Source organism: Rhizobium jaguaris (assembly GCF_003627755.1).
Taxonomy (GTDB): domain Bacteria; phylum Pseudomonadota; class Alphaproteobacteria; order Rhizobiales; family Rhizobiaceae; genus Rhizobium; species Rhizobium jaguaris.
The window spans coordinates 456,157-474,215 of sequence record NZ_CP032695.1 but is presented as its reverse complement, the minus strand read 5'-3'; the positions used below and the strand labels follow the sequence as shown (position 1 = coordinate 474,215).

Sequence of the window (18,059 nt, the reverse complement as noted above, 5' to 3'; positions counted from 1 at the left end):
TAATCGGAGCAAAGCGTTGTATTCGGCGTTGTTATGATTGTTTTTTTATACTTTCTAAAATTCTAACTGTCGTTAGACGCGAATCCTGAAACTTGCCGTAGCGTCCATATTTGCAACAGCATGTCTTGCCGATCGCGATTTTGAGAGGATCGGCGAATGCGGCTCCTTCGGCCCGGTCTGCAGATCAGCCAACGATGTCCGCTTCTCTCATCTGGCGCCGGTCTTCTGACCGATCCCATACCGCTTCGAAAGTGCCCTCAGGCTCCGTTCACTATTTTGTATTGCTCGACGGATTGCCTTGTCGTCGGGCGCTCCCATGTAGAATATGGCCACGGTGAACTCCTCCGAGATCGCGAGAAGATTGCACCATCAAACATCGGCACCAAACATCCAGAGTAAGGATCCAATCGTCAGGGCGATGCGCGCCACCTGTCTATTTCACCCACAGGTTTTCCATGTCTGCATCGAAGTTATACTGTCTACGGGCCGGCATTCGCAGGCTTACTGAAATGCGATCAATGTTTCAGGCAAAGGAAAGCCGATGAGAAATTCAGCCGTCGCTGCGCTTCCGCTTACACTCGCCATGATAATGTTTGCGGCAGGTGCCAGGGCGGACGACACGGCACCGCCATCCTACGCCGAAACGACGCTCACCGGCGATTGGCATGGCTATCGCAACTGGTTGCGGGATCAGGGTGTCACTTTCACGATGTCGCAGACCAGCGATGTACTTGGCAATGTATCGGGCGGTCTGAGAAGGGGAGCTGCCTATGACGGTGTCTTCCAATTGCAGGGCGACTTCGACATGGGCCGGTTGGCAGGCTGGACCGGCGGCAGCATTCATATTTCCGGTTATGCCATTCAGGGCCAGGGCTTGTCTGGGAAGAATATAGGCAATCTCCTGACCGTGACGTCGGTTGAGGCAGATCCCGGCTTCAGGCTTGGAGAATTTTATATCTCGCAGAGTCTCATGAATGGCGCGGTGACGGTGAAGCTCGGGCAAATTCTGGCGGACCAGAATTTCGCGATCAGCAATACCGCCAGTCTTTTCGTCAACTCGACATTCGGATGGCCCGGCATTTTCGCGGCGGATCTTCCGGGAGGAGGACCGGCCTATCCCTTTGCCGTTCCGGGCGCCCAGATCATCGTCAAGCCTGACGATGCTTGGACGTTGCAGGCCGCCGTCTTCAATGGGAGTCCAACCGGATCAGATCCGAACGGCAATGCCAATGGACTGGGGTTTCCGGTTGGAGATGGCGTGCTCGCGATTGCCGAAGCGGCTTATGCCTATATGCCGGGGAAAGGTGATCCGGGTTTGCCTGGCACCTATAAGATCGGGGCCTGGTACAATTCGGAGGAGTTTGACAGTCTCTCCACCGCATCGAACGGTGTTTCCCTGGCCGATCCTTTGTCGAGCGGGAGCCCGCGTCGGCTCTCCGGCAATTTTGCGCTATATGGCGTTGTCGATCAAACACTTTGGCAAGAGCCAGGCAGTTCAGACAATGGTCTTAATGGATTTGTCCGCATAGCGATCGCACCACAGCAGGATCGCAATAGCATGAACTGGTATTTTGATATGGGTCTTGCCTATAAAGGGCTCCTGCCAGGGCGTGACGATGACACGGCCGGTGTCAGCTTTGCCTATGCCAGCATGAGTTCGGGCACGTCGGATCTGGTAAAGGCTCAGAATGCCTTCACCGGAGCATCACAGCCCGTTCCGAGCTCCGAGGCTGTGATCGAAACCACCTATCAGGCCGCTGTAACGCCTTGGCTGTCGGCCCAGCCCTTCTTTCAATATGTCATCCGACCCGGCGGCAATGCAGCCGACCCCAGCAAGCCCAATTCACGGATACAGAATGCCGCGATTTTTGGTCTCAGAGCCGTGGCAACCTTCTGAGACGGCTTGGGACATCCCCGCCAAGCATAACTGGAGATACGCTTACATCAATGTCCGAGGGAATTAAGCCAGTTACCAAATGGGTTTGAGCTGTCTTTTATGTCCACGGGTGAAACTGCCCGAGCAAGAAAGGGCGGCGCTGCAACGTTTCTGGCCTCGCGAGGCGTATAACCAAATTCCTTGCTGAACGCCCGGCTGAAGTGAGCCGCGGAGGTAAAGCCGACAGCGGTGGCAATCTCCAGAATCTGCTGTCGGTTCACAGTGTCGCTGAGCGCAACATGTGCTGAAAAAAGGCGACGCTTCTGGATATAGTGGAGGACGCCGCCACTCGACTCGAACAATTGGTAAAGCCGGGTGCGCGAAATGCCGAGTTCCCGGCATATTGTATCCGGCGTGAGATTCTGCGAACTCAAATTTTGCTGAACAAAACGACGCACGCGCTCCATCAGGGCTAAATTGCTCTGTAGTTTTTCAGGACCGGAGTTTCCCGCCGGGGACGACAGACACGTAACCAGCATGTCGCGGGTTGTTTGGACAACACGAGGAAGGTCCGGCGCAGTCATGCTGGCCAGCTTTGCCTCAAGGCTACCGAGATAGTCGATCAAGAGATTAATATAAGTATCGGAGAATACCATATTATTCTTGATGTCGTTGACGGCAGCCGTGTCCAGAAATAGCTCCCGCGGCAGGTAAACGGAGAGACTTTGTGAGTCGGTCGCCCTTCCTCGAAAAGGATGGCCCAAGGACCTTAGCTCCACCTTCCCCGGCCCACCCTCAGAGACCTTGCCATCCACCTCGGTCCAGCTTCGGCCGCTGCGCAGCAGTACGACATGCCAATGGTCGATCGAATTTGATCGCAGCTTTGCCGCCGAACGCGCGTAAGAATGCGGAGGTACCGATTGCTGGACGACGAGCATGCCGCCAAGGTTCCAAGCCGTATGATCGGCAGGAAAGCCAGCTTCCTCCGATACACCATCCGGCAGTCTGATATCCATCAGAGGCGCCAAATACGTCTGCCAGGCTGCAAATTGATCACTCAACGGCAGACTGCGCGTGGAAAACCGCAGAGGCTCCAGCGCCGGCGGCAAAGGCGCACTTGCTTCCTGAGCAGTGTCCGACGATCGGGGCCAACGCCGGCGTTCGATCTGCAAATTCGGTTGCGCACTAGCCTGCCCGTCACTTTGTCTTTCGACGGGAACTGGTGGCGAAGGCCCATTCTGTGGCGAGTCAGGCAAAATTTCCTCACAATAATCAGTGGCTTATTTGTACCACCCTGAGTTTTCATAAGCAAACGTTTTAAAACTAAGTTGTTTATGATTGATTGAGAATATATATATTCAATCAGGCGGCGAAACAAAGTGCCCTCAGGTCGCCAAGAATGTTTGCGCACCAGGGGCATGCCTCGTGACTGGCATCAGAATGGCCAACGACCATCGAACCAAAAAAGTCGACAATCCTCTGCCATCGCCTTGGGTGGCCCGCTCGCCACCATCTGCAAGGCGATTATCAACGATACGATGAGAAGAACCTCTGCCCTCCAGCCGAGGCCGACGGGTGCGGCGCCGCGATCCTGATGCTGGAGAAAGGATTAAACGCGGCTGCAAAAAACCAGGCGCTTGCAAGATCAACCCCAAGCTGCTCAAATCGACAAACAGACGGTCAGATATCGCAATTCTTCCAATGCCAATCTGTCGGAAATTAATCGCCGGCTGACATCCAACAGACAGGAGGAAACCAATGACTGTATTCCGAACGCTGCTATTATTGTGCATCTTCGGTGCGATCAGCACGGGTGCCATTGCTGCAAATGCCGCCCAAAGCAGTATGGCAAAACCGCCAGCTAAGTCAGTCCCACTGTCCACCGAAGAGGTGTTTCAGCTCTACTACAATCGCACCTGGATCTGGAAAGACGGCGCAGGCTATTTTGCGGCAAAACAGCGCGACTTTAAGGCGTGGTCCGGTGAAGGAACGGGTTCATACGGCGTTGGGCATTGGTTTGTAACCGATCCGGGCAAGCTCTGTTTCAAGGCCACATGGTACGCGAAGACAGGACACGCCCCGGCATTGACCTGTTTCAGTCATCGAAGGAGAGGCAACGTTATATTCCAGAAACGCGAGCCGGACGGAGATTGGTATGCATTCAAGACGACTCCGGCCAAGGCCGGCGATGAATATCAGAAGGTACGACCTGGCGACCATGCAACCGCTGGATACAATCGCATGCGGATAAAGCTGTCGCAACACAAGTAGACCAAAGCATTCCTGCAAGGACTTTTTTTTGCTGTCTGACGGGCCGATTGCTTACATGCTCACTTTAGGGCTGTGAACAGACGGCCCTTTCAGTCTGCGTTCTGTACTCCTCGCGGATCCTACCCGGCGCTCAAGACCGAAAGCCGCTCATCTTAAAAAGCATTTTGAAGTGTGCCCAAATCCGCTTGGTGTGCAAATATACGGCGCAGCCCCGAGATAAATTGGCTTTACAAAATTTGTAGAAGTCGCGTTTTTGCTCTTCGTCATCTTCTTTTTTGCATCAGATGGCTTCGCGGCATTTTGATAGCCCTGCTCTACCGAGATTGGTTGTGCGGCTGCCATTTCTGTCGGCACGGCCGCACAAACGACGACGAACAAGGCGGCCTTCAATATTTCCCATAACAACTTCGATGCAAGTACTACTCTGAGTCTGCCTTTAAGCGTTTCAAATGGCAGGAAAACACAAATTTTATTTTCAATAAACATCCCAGACGACTCCCAGACTTCGACAGGTGAGCGTTTTAATACAAGATGTATTTCAGGGCGTTTAACGCGGCAGAACTGACGCCAGGCTTCAGGGCCGATCGCGGCATGATAGGCTATTGGAATCTTGGTCGCGAGCGGGTCATGCCCAGATACCGATTCACGATGCGATGCGGATCCCGACGCTGACTTTAGTCTCGGGAGACTTAGCTGTCAGAAAAATCTTTTAGGCCGGCTTCCACCAGGGCATTTGTCAACCGGAGCATGGAAAGCGGCATGCTCCGGTTACCTCTTTTACTTCTGAATGCAAGTGTCGGCGGTGTCCTTGGTGCATTCATCGAGCCCCGTGAAGAGAGTACCCTCGACCTTCTTGCCGGCGATCAGGTCCATCATCACGGAGGGCGCCTTGTAGCCCATCTCGAATGGCCGCTGGCCGACGAGTGCCGTCACCAGGCCCTCCTTGGCAATCGCCACTTCGTCGCCGATCGTGTCCGCAGCACCAATCGCGAACTGGTTCTTGCCAATCTTGTCAGCCATCGGTTTGAATAGATCACGATAAGGCTGCGGGGCGCCGAACAGCGGCCAGCCACCCATGATACCAAACGCCACGAGATCTGGATTTGCAGCCAGGATGTCCGTCATCGCCTGGACACCTTTGGCGCCATCGTCATTCGTGAACACCGGGCAACCGGCGACTTCCGTCCAGCCGCCCTCGCCCTTTAGTTCGGTAAGACCTTTCTTACCCGTCAGCGTATCACGCATCCCCTGTGCACGGCGAAGAATGTTGTCGGCGCCGGGGTTGCCTTCAATCGTGCAGATCTTGCCGCCGCTCGGCATGGCCTTCTTGATATACTCACCGATGCGCGCACCCATCAGGTAATTGTCGGTTCCGAGATAGGTCTTGCGCAGCGCTGAGTCCTCGGCCGCAAGGTCAGCGTCAACCGTCATCACCGGAACCTTCGGATTGGCCGTCTTCAGCGTCTGGGCGATGAGTTTGGCGTTTGACGGCGATATGGCGATCGCTGCCGTTTCCGCCTTGCCCAACACGTCCTGAACGATCTGCGCCTCGCCAGCCTCATCAGAGGTCGAGGCAGGACCGGTGTAGAAGCACTCGTATTCGGAGCTCGCGTTTTCCTTATTCCACTTCTGGCAACCCTGGTTGATCGCTTCGAAGAACGGGTTGTCCAAACCCTTCACGACTATGACAAGCTGTTTCTTGGCTGCCAGGGTTTGTCCGGCCGTAAGCGCCAATACCGCGACTGTAAGCAACAATGCCTTCCTCATGGCTTCCTCCCTTTGAAAAGCGGGCGCCACTGCCCGCCACGTGATCAACCCGGATACCAGACGATGCGCGGATCCTCCTCCGAACGCTCGTATTCCCAGGCCGAGTCGATAAGCATTTCCAGATCGTAGACGGGGCTCCAATTCAGCAGGTACTTGGCCTTGCTGTTGTCCATCCAGTTCGAATGGAACTGGCTGGCTATATCGATGGAACCGAGACCTCGCGTGCGGGCGAGATAGGCTGCGACTTCGCCATAGTCGACGGGTCGATCCATGCAGACGTTGAAAAGCTGTCCCTTAGTCCGCGCATTATCGATGGCCGAAAGGATCGCCGAAACAAGGTCTTCGACATGAACGAAATTGCGCTTCAACGGACGTCCGTCTGCGTCGCGCAGCAGCGGAACCGTACTGTCCTTGGCATAACGCTCCGCATCTGCCCGCGGGACAAGCGTCTTCCAGTCAGGTCCGCCGAAAACGTCGTTGCCGAACGAAAGCGTGAACTTGAAGTCATCCTTTTCCATGATCCAGGGCGCGCGCAGGCAGCAGCCGTTGAGGCCATATTGGATACCGAATTGCGCTAGCATCAGCTCTTCCAGCACTTTCGAAAGCGCGTAGCATCCTGGATAGGCCTGGTGCGGCGTGGTTTCGGTGATGGGCGCTTCGTGGCGATAGTAGAAATGGCCGATACCGGCGTCACCGCCGATGAGGATGAACTGGCGCGCGGTGGCGCTCGTGCGGAAGTGCTCGAGTAGCCAGAACAGCCCCTTGACGGTGACGTCCATGACGTCGGCGGGCGTTTCCTTGCATGTCGCAAGATGCACGACGTGGGTGACACCGGTAAGCGCCTCGGCAACTGTTTCTCGATCAGCAATCGAGCCTCGTGCTACCTCTACCCGCTCTGTTTCAGGGCAAGTGCGATTATGGCAAAGCGCACGGATGCGCGCCTTTGAAAAACGTGAATCGTCCAGCAGTCGGGCAATGAAGTGCTGCCCGACCTTGCCTGTTGCGCCGGTGACAAGGATTAACATGCTCCCCCTCGACAACAGCTAATATACAGATACCCTCGCGCGTCAGCGGAATTGTACTACAAACGAATAATTGTAGGGAAGACAGTAAATTAGTGACATCTGATTGACGATTTCGCGCGGTTCTGAGTAAATGTTACTGACGCTTGCAGGGAGGAAACCGGCAGGCGAAGCGCAGCTCAAATCCAAACGAACATATTCGGAACGGGCGAGCCTGCGGCTTTGGGAGGCTAGACAGCTGGTGGCAGTTCTTGAGCTTGCCAACATCTCGAAACATTTTGGCGCCATCCAGGCGGTCAATGATGTTTCGTTTTCGTTGGAGGCGGGAGAGGTTGTCGGGCTGATGGGCGACAACGGCGCCGGCAAATCGACGCTCGTCAAGATGATCGCCGGCAACTTTCGGCCGAGCCACGGCACGATGAGCCTCGATGGCGAGGATCTCTCCCTTTATCGGCCGGTTGAAGCACGGCAACGCGGCATCGAAATCGTCCATCAGGACCTCGCTCTCTGCAACAATCTGACGGCTGCCGCAAACGTCTTTCTGGGGCGCGAGCTTCGCCTCGGTCTCGGCCCCCTGCGAATCCTCGACTATAAGGCGATGTACAAGCGCGCCGGCGAAATTTTCAAAGAGCTGAAATCCGAGACGCGGCCCCGCGACCTCGTCAAGCAGATGTCTGGCGGCCAGCGGCAGGCGGTGGCGATCGCCCGCACGATGCTGGCGGAGGCAAAGCTGGTCCTCATGGATGAACCAACCGCCGCCATTTCCGTTCGGCAGGTGGCTGAAGTGCTCGCCCATATCCGCCAATTGCGGGACCGTGGTATCGCCGTCATCCTGATCAGCCACCGCATGCCGGATGTCTTTTCCGTCGCTGATCGGGTGATTGTCATGCGGCGGGGGCGGAAAGTTGCCGACAAGCCGATCGCGACGAGTTCACCCGAAGAAGTCACGGGGCTCATCACGGGCGCGATCGAACAGGTATGATCAGCAGGCTGCTGCGCCATCGAAAGCAGGAAGATGACAATGGCAATTACCCTGGACCAGACGATCGCACAGAAGCAGCGGAATTGGCTGACAGCGCTACTCGGCAGCCAGACATTCTGGGTGTTGATTGCAGTCATCCTCGCCGGCATTTTCCTATCCTTCGCCACCAGTTCCTTCGCGACGCCGACCAACCTCTACAATATCACCCGCAACGTCACCTTCGTCGCGATCATCGCGCTCGGCATGACGCTGGTTATCATCACCGGAGGCATCGATCTTTCGGTGGGCTCGGTGCTTTGCCTTTGCAGCATGATACTGGCTGTTGTCATGCACGCGGGCTACGGCATCGGGGTCGGCATCGTCGCTTCGATCGGCACGGCGCTTGTCATTGGGGCCTTTAATGGCATCCTGATCGCCTATCTCGGCTTTCCACCGTTCGTCGTCACGCTCGGAATGCTGTCGATTGCCCGCAGCTTGGCGATGGTCGCGTCCAACAACACGGTCGTCTTTCAATTCGGACCGGATCACGACAAGCTTCTTGCACTCGGCGGCGGTGCGTGGCTCTTCGGCATTTCAAATCCCGTGGTCTACATGATCGTGCTGGCACTCCTGACCGGCTTCGTGCTGCGCTGGACCAGATTTGGCCGCTACGTCTTTGCGATCGGCGGTAATGAATATGCCGCGACGCTCACCGGCGTTCCCGTGCGAACAATCAAGGTCGCCGTTTATATGCTCTCCGCTTTGTCGGCCGGCGTCGCCGGCATTGTTCAAACCGGTTGGCTCGGTGCCGTCACCACCAATATCGGCGCCGGGATGGAGTTGCAGGTGATCGCCGCAGCCGTCATCGGCGGCGCCAATCTTGCCGGTGGCGTCGGCACCGCCTTCGGTGCGCTCGTCGGCGCTGCACTGATCGAAGTGATCCGCAACAGTCTCGGCCTGCTCGGCATCAATGCCTTCTGGCAAGGCACCTTCATCGGCGGCGCGATCGTGCTTGCCGTCCTGTTCGATCGAGTCCGCAATTTCCGGCAAAGCGAGTAGGAAGCCCGCAACGGAACCTTCAACCTCTATGGGAGACGAGCCGATCGTGAAATTAAACCCGAAATTCCGTTTGCGCGCCTAGAAACGGGGTTCTGCGAGCAGACCACGGAAATGCGGACGGGAGAGCCTGCGAAGCCAAACGTAACCTAAACCAGCCTAGGAGGATAACGTGAGCGATCATGTCTATAAGAAGGTGGAACTTATCGGCAGTTCCAAGACCTCGGTGACCGAGGCGATCGAGACGGCGATTTCGCGAGCCTCGAAAACCATGAGGAACCTCGAATGGTTCGAAGTGGAGCAGGTCAGAGGGCACATCAAGGATGGCGAGGTGGCGCATTATCAGGTGGTGGTGAAGGTCGGATTTCGCATCGATGATTGATGCCTATTACTGGCCGATGCTACGGACGCACGACACGGTTCTTCGGGGATATTAAAAGCCGCGGATCCGAATAGCCGAACGCAACGAAGTTAATCAGAAACGGCAAGCGCCCGTGCCTGCGCCGGCGAGGCGAAGACACGGGCGCGAGCGATGGGGTCCGGCCATCAGAACCGCTGCGGCGCAGCCGGCTTGTTTCCTACGATGGCCTCGATGCGAGCCAGCACCTCAGGGGTCAGCTTGTCTTTGTGTGCCAGCGCCGCCAGATTGTCCTCTAGCTGGCTCATGCGCGATGCACCGAGGATCACCGTCGACACATTGCGGTTGGAAAGGCACCAGAGCAAAGCGAGATGAGTGATCGAAATGCCGACCTCGTCTGCGAGATCAGCCAGTTGCGCCACCTTGGCCAGCTGAGCGCGGCCAGCCTCGCTAGACCATTTCTCCTTCAGCCATTCATAACCTGGTAAGTTCAAGCGGCTGTCGTTGGGCACGCCCTTGTTGTACTTGCCGGTCAGAACGCCCGATGCGAGCGGGGACCAGATCGTCGTGCCCAAGCCGATCAGATCGTAAAGCGGCAGGTAATCACCCTCGACCTTCTGGCGTTCAAAAATGTTGTATTGCGGCTGTTCCATCGTCGGAGGCGTGATGCGCAGATCACGGGCCACCGCATAGGCTTCGGTCAATTGCTGGGCCGACCATTCCGACGTGCCCCAGTAGAGAATTTTGCCCTGGGTGACGAGGTCGTGCATGGCACGGACGGTTTCTTCGATCGGAGTATCGATGTCAGGCCGGTGGCAAAAATAAAGGTCGAGATAATCCACCTGCAGGCGCTTCAGTGCAGCATGAGCAGCGTCGGTAACATGCTTGCGCGACAGGCCTCTTTGCGTCGGTTTCTGGCCACCCCAGAACACCTTGCTGGAAACGATGAAGCTGTCTCGGCTCCAACCGAGCGTTTTCAGCGCTTCGCCCATGACGATTTCGGATTTTCCGCTCTCGTAACCCTCGGCATTGTCAAAGAAGTTGATGCCGTTGTCATAGGCGTACGCCATCATACTGACGGCATCGCTACCCTCGACTTGCCTGCCGAAGGTAACCCATGATCCGAACGAGAATTCGCTGACCTTCAGGCCCGATTTTCCAAGACGACGATATTCCATGGCGCAATTCCTTGAGACAACAGATGCGGCACCATAGGCCCATGGCGGCAACAAAGACAACCGACTTCCTGCCGGTTTCATCGAGCACCATTGCGGCAGCTTCGGCATGATGGACAGCGGCTTACGCCATCGGGTTGTCCAATGTCGAGTTGTTGTTGTCGATTTCCAGATAGCGCATTTTTTTCAGCACGCGGCTCGTCGTCCGTTCGACCGCCATGATCTTCTGGTCGGCCACACCGGCGCGCGAGCCCAGGAACAGCCGGCCGTTTTCGATTTTTGGGCTGGAAGGCAGCATCTGGATCGTGCCTTCGGCAACATAACGAAGAGCCATCGCGGTCGGCAGGATCCCGGCCCCCAGGCCCGCTGCCACGAGCTCCGGGATGACTGCCACGCTGGTGCAGACACTGATCTTTTGCGGCTGGATGCCCGCTAGTGCAAACCAGTGCGTGACCTGCCGGTACATGGCCGACGGCGGCGGATTCGAAATGATGGGCTTGTCCCAGAGATCCTTGGGTTCGACGGCACTCCCCATGTCCCAGGAAGCCGGCGCCACCCAATGTGTCGGCTGGGGGCCGAGCGGCTTGAGCGCGAGTTTTTCGTGACCGAGCGGATTGAGCAGAACGGCGACGTCGATCTTGTCATCCAGAAGCGAGGCTTCCAGTGTCGTGCTCGTGGCAACGACCCATTCGGGCTCCAGGGAAGGATAATCCTCCAACAGGCCAGCAAGCAGCGGCGCCAGGCAATTGACTGCGAAACCTTCTGCGAGCCCGACCCGGATGGCCCCGACAACGGCAAGAGCGGAATCCCGCTGCTGGATGCTCTGTATTTCCGCCATTATCGATTTGACGCGGGGCAACAGCATGCGCCCTTCGGCCGTCATGATGAGACCGCGACTTGACCGCTCCAGCAACTCAACACCCAGGGCCTCGCCGAGATCCTTCAAACGCAGGGAAATGCTCGGCTGCGCAAGATTGAGATGATACGCAGCCTTCTGCGCCGAACCGAGCTGAACCGTCCAGTAGAAAGCTTCGATCTGAGCAAGCGTTATCCGCACATTAATATTTCCTATATTGCTATCTTTAAAAAACTCATTTGATTGAAAATGTCAATGTTGGTTAAAGGAGCGGCAGGGATGCGGGCCACTGTGGGCCTGCGGGAGGAGATAATTATGACGGATAGATCAGATATCATCAGCAAGGCCGCAAGGCGGATCCTGCCGATCCTTATGCTTTGCTATTTGGCCGCGTTTCTCGATCGCGTGAACATCGGCTTTGCCGCTTTGACGATGAACGGCGACCTCGGCTTTTCGGCCTCCGCCTTCGGTTTCGGGGCGGGCATCTTCTTTCTGGGCTACGTTTTGTGCGAGCTGCCGAGCAACCTTATGCTGGCCCGTGTCGGCGCGCGCCTCTGGATTGCTCGAATCCTCATTACCTGGGGCATTCTCTCGGCCTTGACAGCCTTCGTCTGGAATCCTGCCAGCTTCTATGTCGTGCGTATATTGCTGGGCGCTGCCGAAGCCGGCTTTTTCCCAGGCATGATCTTCTACATGACATTGTGGTTTCCGCGTGCCTATCGGGGTTCGATGTTCTCGTCGTTCAATGTCGCGGTGCCGCTGGCCTCGGTGCTTGGAGCTCCGATATCCGGCCTCATTCTGGAAAACCTGAACGGAGTGGCAGGCCTTCAGGGCTGGCAATGGATGTTCCTGATCGAAGGCCTGCCCGCGATCATCATGGGGCTTGTCGTCTTCTTTGCTCTTCCCGACAGACCCGCCTCCGCATCCTTTCTCAACGAAGAGGAGCGTAGCTGGCTGACGAAACGCCTGGACAGCGAACGTGAAGCCCAGGAGAAGGTCGAGCACTTCTCGGTCGGACGCGCCCTGGTCGATCCACGTGTTTTGCTGATGTGCCTGATCGCCGTCGGCTTGGTCATCGGCACCACGGGCATCGCCATCTGGATGCCGCAGTTCATCAAGCAGTTCGGCCTTTCCACCCTTCAGACCAGCCTTGTGGCGGCGATCCCCTTCGTCTTCATGGCCGTCGCTATGATCACGGTTGGCCGTCATTCGGACAAGACGGGCGAACGCGTCTGGCATACGGCCGGGCCTTTCATCGCCAGCGCGATCGGCTTTGTGATCGCCGCCTTCGCCGGCAACCCGTTCGTGGGTGTCATTGGCCTGACGATCGGAGCGGCCGGCATCGGCGGCGCTTCGCCCACGATCTGGATTTTCCCCTCGACACTTCTGACTGGCACCGCGGCTGCCGCCGGCATTGCGCTGATCAATTCGGTTGGCAGCACGGGCGGCTTCTTTGGGCCGACGATTATCGGATGGGTTCGTGACGCGACCGGCGGCTTCCAGGGCGCGCTGCTCTTTCTGGCGGCGGCCATGGCCGTCACGGCCGCCGCGATCTTCATTCTTGGCTACAGCATGAGGGACCTGATGCGCCCTAAGGCTTCAGCTGCCCTCTCGGCAAGGACGCAATCATGAAAATATCGGAAATCCGCCTCTACCATCTCTCGGCTCCCTTGGAGGAGCCGATTGGAAATGCTCTCATTTTCTTCCCCAATCGGCAAACGCTTCTGGTGGAGATCGTGGCTGGCGGGCGTTCCGGATGGGGCGAGGCTTGGGTTGCTCCCGCGACTGCCGCAGCCATGATCGAAGGGCAGCTCGCCCACCATTTGATCGGACAGGACCCGACGCATATTCGAGCGCTGTGGCAGGCGATGCGCGAAGCCAACGAAGGCGACGGCATCATGACTGCAATTTCCGCGGTAGACATGGCGCTGCACGATCTGACGGCGCGCGCCTATGGGATACCGCTCTCCAGCCTTCTCGGCGGCGCCCGTCGCGACAAGGTTCTTGCCTATGCGAGTGGTCCGTTCTTCAAGCCCGGCGGCCACCCGTACCGGGATTTCGAACGGGAGATCGACGGTTATCTCAGCGAAGGTTTCCGCGCATTGAAGCTGCGAAGCGGCTTCAACCCAACAGACGATGTGGCCGCAGCATTTGCCGCGCGTCGGCAGATCGGCAACGAGGCCGATCTCATGATTGATTTCAATCAGTCATGCACAGCGCCGCGTTCGATCTCCACAGCCGCCTTGATGGAAGAAGCCCGGCTTCTCTGGGTCGAGGAACCGGTGACCCCGACCGACTTGCAGGGCTACCGGCTGGCAGCACGCCAAATCGAGACAGCCATCGCCGGCGGCGAAGCGATCATGAATCCTGCGGGTTTCCTGCCGTTTTTGGCGGATGGCTGCATGGACATTCTTCAGCCGGATATCGCGATTTGCGGCGGCCTCACGGGTGTCGGCCAGGTGGTCGCTTTGGCCCAAATGCATAATCGCCCCGTCATACCGCATGTCTGGGGAAGCACCGTCAATTTCCATGCAGCGCTCCATCTGCTCTCGACGTTGCCTCGCCACCGGGCCGGCGGGCAGCAGCCGTTTCCCTATCTGGAATACGATGTCGGGCCGAACCCGCTGCTGGAATTGGCCGGAAGGCCGAAGGTCAATGCCGATGGCACCGTTTCGCTTCCCGAAGGGCCGGGGCTCGGAATAGAGCTCGATGCCTCCGTGCTCGAGCCATATGTCGTCTCCCGCAAAATCATTTCGGAATGAAGCCCTGGACCTATCTGTCCCCCGACAGATCGCCGCTTAGCTAAAGCCGCCTTGGCGATCGCGCTGACGCTTGCGACGTGATCCATCGCTGCCAAATCGGAGCGCCGTTGGGCGCACCGATTTGAATATCTGAGAGGCGACAATAGCCAAGGATGATCGAACTCAAGCACCGGCCCATCATCCTCGGCCAGGCCGCTATATGAGCTTATCCAACGTGATAGGCAGATCGCGGATGCGTTTGCCGGTCGCATGGAATACCGCGTTGGCAATCGCCGGCGCGACGCCGACGATGCCGACCTCGCCGACGCCCTTGCCGCCCAATGCCGAGGCATTGTAGTCCGGCACGCCGACCGAGATCACTTGGATATCCGGTATGTCCGAGTTCGTCGGCACGAGGTAGTCGCCCATATTGTTGTTGACCGTCCGGCCGTTGCGCATGTCGACCAGGCCCTCTTCCAGCAGCGCCTGGCCGATGCCCATGATGATGCCGCCGCGCCACTGGCTTTCGACCAGCCGCGGATTATAGAGCCGGCCGCAATCGAAGGCGGAGACCATGCGGGACACCCGCACCGTGCCGAAATCTTCATCGACCCGCACCTCGGCAAAATGGGCGCACCAGCTGTGCATGGAATAGTCGCCCATGGTCGGACCCATAACCTTCGACAAGGTCGTCCAGGCCTGATGATGATCCTGTGCGCTTGCCCCTTCCGGCAACGTATTGCGCCGGATTTCGATCTCCGCGCGCTTGAGCCTGGCCATCAACTCCGCCAGCGTAAGCGAGGGCCCTTCGCCGCGCGGGGCAGAGACACGGCCGTCGCTGAAGTTCAGCGTATTCGCCCCTGTGTCCCGGAACGGCGAGTTGGCGTCGTTGAGCGCAAGCCCGATGAGCTCGTCGCGTGCAGCCGTTGCCGCCTTGTGCACGGCGCCCATAATGGAACCCGCCAGCATCGAGCCACCGGCGATCGCCGAACCCGGCAGGCGTGAATCCCCGAGACGGACATCCACCTGATCGATCGAAACTCCGAATATGTCGGCCGCAGTCTGGGCGAGAATGGTATAGGTTCCCTGCCCCATGTCGATCGCGCCGCTGACGACTTCGACCCTGCCATTTGCGAGGATGCGGATGAGGGCTTCGCTCGGCGCCTGGATGACCGGGAACGTACCGCAGCCTACGCCCCAGCCGATGAGCTGGCGGCCGTCTCGCATGGAACGCGGCGCGTGGCTGCGCCGCGACCAGCCGAAGGCTTCGGCGCCCTCGATCAGGGCCTCGCGCAGCCGGCGGGTCGACCAGGGCTTTCCCGATTGGTAGTCATGATCGGCATAGTTCTTCAGCCGGATTTCAAGCGGGTCCATCCCGATCTTGTAGGCCAGTTCCTCAATCGCGCTTTCGATGCCGAAAGAACTCGGGTTTTTGCCCGGGCCGCGGAGCGCACCGGGCGTGACGGTGTTGACCGGCACGACCCGATGCTGCGACGAGAAATTCTCCACTTTGTAAAGGATCGGCGTGGCGGCCCCGGTCTGCTCCGGCCAGTCCGCATAGGTGGAGGTCTCGCTGACGCCGCGATGCACGATCGCCTGCAGGATGCCGTCTTCCGTGGCCCCGAGCTTGATCGTCTGGCGCGTCGCGGCACGGCCGCCATAGCTAGTGAAGTTCTGCGCTCTTGTGACGGCGAGCTTCACCGGTCGCCCAAGTTTTCTTGCCGCGAAGGCAGCCACCGCACCATAGGCGAGAGCCCCACCCTTCGAGCCGAAACCGCCGCCGATGAAGGGCGAGATCAACTGGACATTTTCGTAGGGAATACCGAACCATTCGGAATAGGTGCGCGCCATGCCATGCGACCACTGGCTCGGCTCCCAAACCGTCAATTGATCGCCGTCCCATTTTACGGTCAACCCGTGCGGCTCCATCGCGACGTGATATTCACGCGGCGTGCGATATTCGCCTTCGACCTTGATGGGTGCCGCGGCAAGCGCCGCTTCGGCATCGCCCCAACCGGCGGTGAGGTTGTCCATCACCTTGCCTGCGCCGGCATTCGGGTCATCCATGCTCGCGATCGCCGGCGTCTCTTCATAGGTGACGCTGACCAGCTTGGCAGCTTCAGCGGCCTGTTCGCGGCTTTCGGCGACGACGGCCACGATCGCCTGGCCGTTGAACCGAACCTCGCGCGGCAGCGGAAAGTAGGGCTGGTTTTCGGGTCGATTGCCGTACCAGTCGACAGCGGTCATGAGGCCGAGATCGTCTTCCGGTGTCAGCACCGTCAGTACGCCAGGTGCTGCAAGCGCCATTGCCGTATCGACCTTGACGACCCGGCCGGCCGGGATGGTGCTCTGCACCAGTACGGCGTGGGCGAGCCGTTCGACGGGATATTCCAGGGCATAGGTCGCCGAACCCGTGACCTTCATGCCGCCTTCGAAGCGGGACTGGCGGCCGCCGATCATTCCGTCGGAGGCGTCGCCGTGTTTGCGGGGTTCCATAATGGTCATGCCAGACCTCCAACTTTTAGGATGGCGCGGTTAACGACGCGTGGCGCGAGTTCGATCTTGTAGTGATTGCCGCCATTCGAGACGGCTCCGTCCATGGCGAGGAGACTCGCCTTGTCGACCGCTGCGGCATCGAGAACCTTGCCAATGAGCGCCTGTTCGACGGCGCGTGCCCGCCAGGGCTTGGTGGCAATTCCACCGAGGGCGATACGGATGTCGCGCACCGTCCTGCCGTCCGGCTCGAACTCGAGACCGACCGCCGCGCTGGCGGCCGCGAATTCGTAGGACTGGCGGTCGCGGACCTTGAGATAGGTCGAGTTTCTTGCGGCGACAGAGGTCGGGATGACGATGCCGGTGATGATCTCACCGCGTTCGAGGATCGTCTCCTTGTCCGGCGCGCTGCCGGGCGTCAGAAAGAAATCGTCGATCGCTACCTTCCGGCCGCCGAGATCGACCAGCGCATCGAAAGCCGTCAGAGCGACGGCAAGGTCGCCGGGATAGGAGGCAATACAGGCATCGCTCGTGCCGAGGACGGCATGATTGCGGGTCACCCCGCCAATCGCCGAACAGCCGGAGCCCGGATTGCGCTTGTTGCAGGCGACAAAGGCGCCGGGATCGCGGAAATAGGAACAGCGGGTTCGCTGCAGGAGATTGCCTCCGATCGTGGCCATGTTGCGAAGCTGCGCGGACGCGGCAAGCGACAGGGATTCCGAAACCGCCGGGAAGGCCGCGCGGATATCGTTGTGGTCGGCCACCTCGCCCATCCGGGCAAGCGCGCCGATCTTGGCCCCCTCGGCATCGACGGCAATTGCGTCGAATCCGGCTAGATGGGTGATATCGATGACAGCGTCGGGTTCGACGACACCGCATTTGGCAAGATCGAGGAGCGTCGTGCCGCCGGCAAGCAACATGGCACCAGCCTGAAGCGCAGCACTACGGGCCTCATCAGCCGAGGCGACGCGGAGATAGGAAAAATCTTTCATCGGGCCGTCTCCACTGCTTCGCGCACCGCTGCGACGATGCTGTTATAGGCCCCGCAGCGACAGAGGTTGCCGGACATGTATTCGCGGATTTCTTCATCGGAACCCGCATGGCCTTCACGAATGCAGGCGACCGCCGACATGATTTGACCCGGCGTGCAGTAACCGCATTGGAAGGCGTCGTTTTCGATAAAAGCCGCCTGGACCGGATGCAGATCGCCGTTTTCACCCGCCAGCCCCTCGATGGTGCTGACCTGTCGGCCTTCGACTTGAGCAGCAAGCGTCAGACAGGAGAGCACGCGCTTGCCGTCGACATGACAGGTGCAGGCGCCGCACTGGCCCTGATCGCAGCCTTTTTTTGTGCCGGTCATCGCGAGATGCTCGCGCAGCGCGTCGAGCAGGGTGACGCGCGGCTCGACATCGAGTTCGTGGCGCCTCCCGTTTATATCGAGCGAGAGATGGATGGTTCGTGTCATGAAAAGCTCCTGCCTTCG

16 protein-coding genes and 1 pseudogene are annotated in these 18,059 nt (G+C 58.5%); 7 read left to right on the top strand and 10 right to left on the bottom strand.

What is annotated here, in order from left to right; genetic code table 11:
• Nucleotides 1–126 precede the first annotated feature (126 nt).
• Nucleotides 127–370, bottom strand: a pseudogene (locus tag CCGE525_RS24320) (hypothetical protein); the annotation flags it as partial.
• Between the two features lie 171 nt (nucleotides 371–541).
• Here CCGE525_RS24320 and CCGE525_RS24315 point away from each other — a divergent pair.
• Nucleotides 542–1,897: a carbohydrate porin gene (locus CCGE525_RS24315; RefSeq protein WP_120706920.1), complete on the top strand. Its 1,356-nt coding sequence runs from the start codon at nucleotides 542–544 to the stop codon at nucleotides 1,895–1,897.
• 47 nt (nucleotides 1,898–1,944) lie between these two features.
• Here CCGE525_RS24315 and CCGE525_RS24310 read toward each other — a convergent pair whose 3' ends face one another.
• Complete coding sequence (locus tag CCGE525_RS24310) at nucleotides 1,945–2,892, bottom strand: helix-turn-helix domain-containing protein (RefSeq protein ID WP_245472278.1); 948 nt, start codon at nucleotides 2,890–2,892, stop codon at nucleotides 1,945–1,947.
• Nucleotides 2,893–3,634: 742 nt separating this feature from the next.
• Here CCGE525_RS24310 and CCGE525_RS24305 point away from each other — a divergent pair.
• A complete protein-coding gene (locus CCGE525_RS24305) occupies nucleotides 3,635–4,147 on the top strand; it encodes a DUF995 domain-containing protein (protein ID WP_120706919.1) in 513 nt (170 codons plus the stop codon).
• Between the two features lie 147 nt (nucleotides 4,148–4,294).
• Here CCGE525_RS24305 and CCGE525_RS24300 read toward each other — a convergent pair whose 3' ends face one another.
• The 3 genes from CCGE525_RS24300 to CCGE525_RS24290 all read right to left on the bottom strand — a co-directional run bounded on the left by CCGE525_RS24300 (nucleotide 4,295) and on the right by CCGE525_RS24290 (nucleotide 6,939).
• Nucleotides 4,295–4,633 (bottom strand): hypothetical protein, encoded by a 339-nt coding sequence (locus tag CCGE525_RS24300; RefSeq protein WP_120706918.1) that lies wholly within the window; start codon nucleotides 4,631–4,633, stop codon nucleotides 4,295–4,297.
• A gap of 291 nt (nucleotides 4,634–4,924) precedes the next feature.
• A complete protein-coding gene (locus CCGE525_RS24295; RefSeq protein ID WP_120706917.1) occupies nucleotides 4,925–5,914 on the bottom strand; it encodes a substrate-binding domain-containing protein in 990 nt (329 codons plus the stop codon).
• Between the two features lie 44 nt (nucleotides 5,915–5,958).
• Nucleotides 5,959–6,939 carry an NAD-dependent epimerase/dehydratase family protein gene (locus tag CCGE525_RS24290; RefSeq protein ID WP_120706916.1) on the bottom strand — a complete coding sequence of 327 codons (981 nt, stop codon included), beginning with the start codon at nucleotides 6,937–6,939 and terminating at the stop codon, nucleotides 5,959–5,961.
• Nucleotides 6,940–7,069: 130 nt separating this feature from the next.
• Between CCGE525_RS24290 and CCGE525_RS24285 the strand changes: the two genes are divergently transcribed.
• The 3 genes from CCGE525_RS24285 to CCGE525_RS24275 all read left to right on the top strand — a co-directional run bounded on the left by CCGE525_RS24285 (nucleotide 7,070) and on the right by CCGE525_RS24275 (nucleotide 9,335).
• Nucleotides 7,070–7,918: an ATP-binding cassette domain-containing protein gene (locus tag CCGE525_RS24285; protein WP_245472277.1), complete on the top strand. Its 849-nt coding sequence runs from the start codon at nucleotides 7,070–7,072 to the stop codon at nucleotides 7,916–7,918.
• 39 nt (nucleotides 7,919–7,957) lie between these two features.
• Nucleotides 7,958–8,956, top strand: a complete 999-nt coding sequence (locus tag CCGE525_RS24280; RefSeq protein WP_120706915.1) for an ABC transporter permease — start codon at nucleotides 7,958–7,960, stop codon at nucleotides 8,954–8,956.
• Nucleotides 8,957–9,125: 169 nt separating this feature from the next.
• Nucleotides 9,126–9,335: a dodecin gene (locus tag CCGE525_RS24275; protein ID WP_120706914.1), complete on the top strand. Its 210-nt coding sequence runs from the start codon at nucleotides 9,126–9,128 to the stop codon at nucleotides 9,333–9,335.
• Between the two features lie 164 nt (nucleotides 9,336–9,499).
• Here CCGE525_RS24275 and CCGE525_RS24270 read toward each other — a convergent pair whose 3' ends face one another.
• Entirely contained in the window at nucleotides 9,500–10,489 is a 990-nt protein-coding gene (locus CCGE525_RS24270; protein ID WP_120706913.1) for a potassium channel beta subunit family protein, read from the bottom strand.
• A 121-nt stretch (nucleotides 10,490–10,610) separates the two neighbouring features.
• Nucleotides 10,611–11,543, bottom strand: coding sequence for a LysR family transcriptional regulator (locus CCGE525_RS24265; protein WP_120706912.1), 933 nt, complete (start codon nucleotides 11,541–11,543; stop codon nucleotides 10,611–10,613).
• Between the two features lie 114 nt (nucleotides 11,544–11,657).
• Between CCGE525_RS24265 and CCGE525_RS24260 the strand changes: the two genes are divergently transcribed.
• Entirely contained in the window at nucleotides 11,658–12,974 is a 1,317-nt protein-coding gene (locus tag CCGE525_RS24260; protein WP_120706911.1) for an MFS transporter, read from the top strand.
• Entirely contained in the window at nucleotides 12,971–14,104 is a 1,134-nt protein-coding gene (locus CCGE525_RS24255; RefSeq protein WP_120706910.1) for a mandelate racemase/muconate lactonizing enzyme family protein, read from the top strand. Before CCGE525_RS24260 ends, CCGE525_RS24255 begins: the two co-directional genes overlap by 4 nt.
• Before the next feature lie 195 nt (nucleotides 14,105–14,299).
• Here CCGE525_RS24255 and CCGE525_RS24250 read toward each other — a convergent pair whose 3' ends face one another.
• The 3 genes from CCGE525_RS24250 to CCGE525_RS24240 are packed head-to-tail and all read right to left on the bottom strand — an operon-like array spanning nucleotide 14,300 to nucleotide 18,041.
• Nucleotides 14,300–16,588: a xanthine dehydrogenase family protein molybdopterin-binding subunit gene (locus CCGE525_RS24250; RefSeq protein ID WP_120706909.1), complete on the bottom strand. Its 2,289-nt coding sequence runs from the start codon at nucleotides 16,586–16,588 to the stop codon at nucleotides 14,300–14,302.
• On the bottom strand, nucleotides 16,585–17,568 hold the full coding sequence (locus CCGE525_RS24245) for an FAD binding domain-containing protein (protein WP_120706908.1): 984 nt from the start codon (nucleotides 17,566–17,568) through the stop codon (nucleotides 16,585–16,587). The genes CCGE525_RS24250 and CCGE525_RS24245 overlap by 4 nt, the downstream gene beginning before the upstream one ends.
• A complete protein-coding gene (locus CCGE525_RS24240) occupies nucleotides 17,565–18,041 on the bottom strand; it encodes a (2Fe-2S)-binding protein (RefSeq protein ID WP_120706907.1) in 477 nt (158 codons plus the stop codon). Before CCGE525_RS24240 ends, CCGE525_RS24245 begins: the two co-directional genes overlap by 4 nt.
• Nucleotides 18,042–18,059 lie beyond the last annotated feature (18 nt).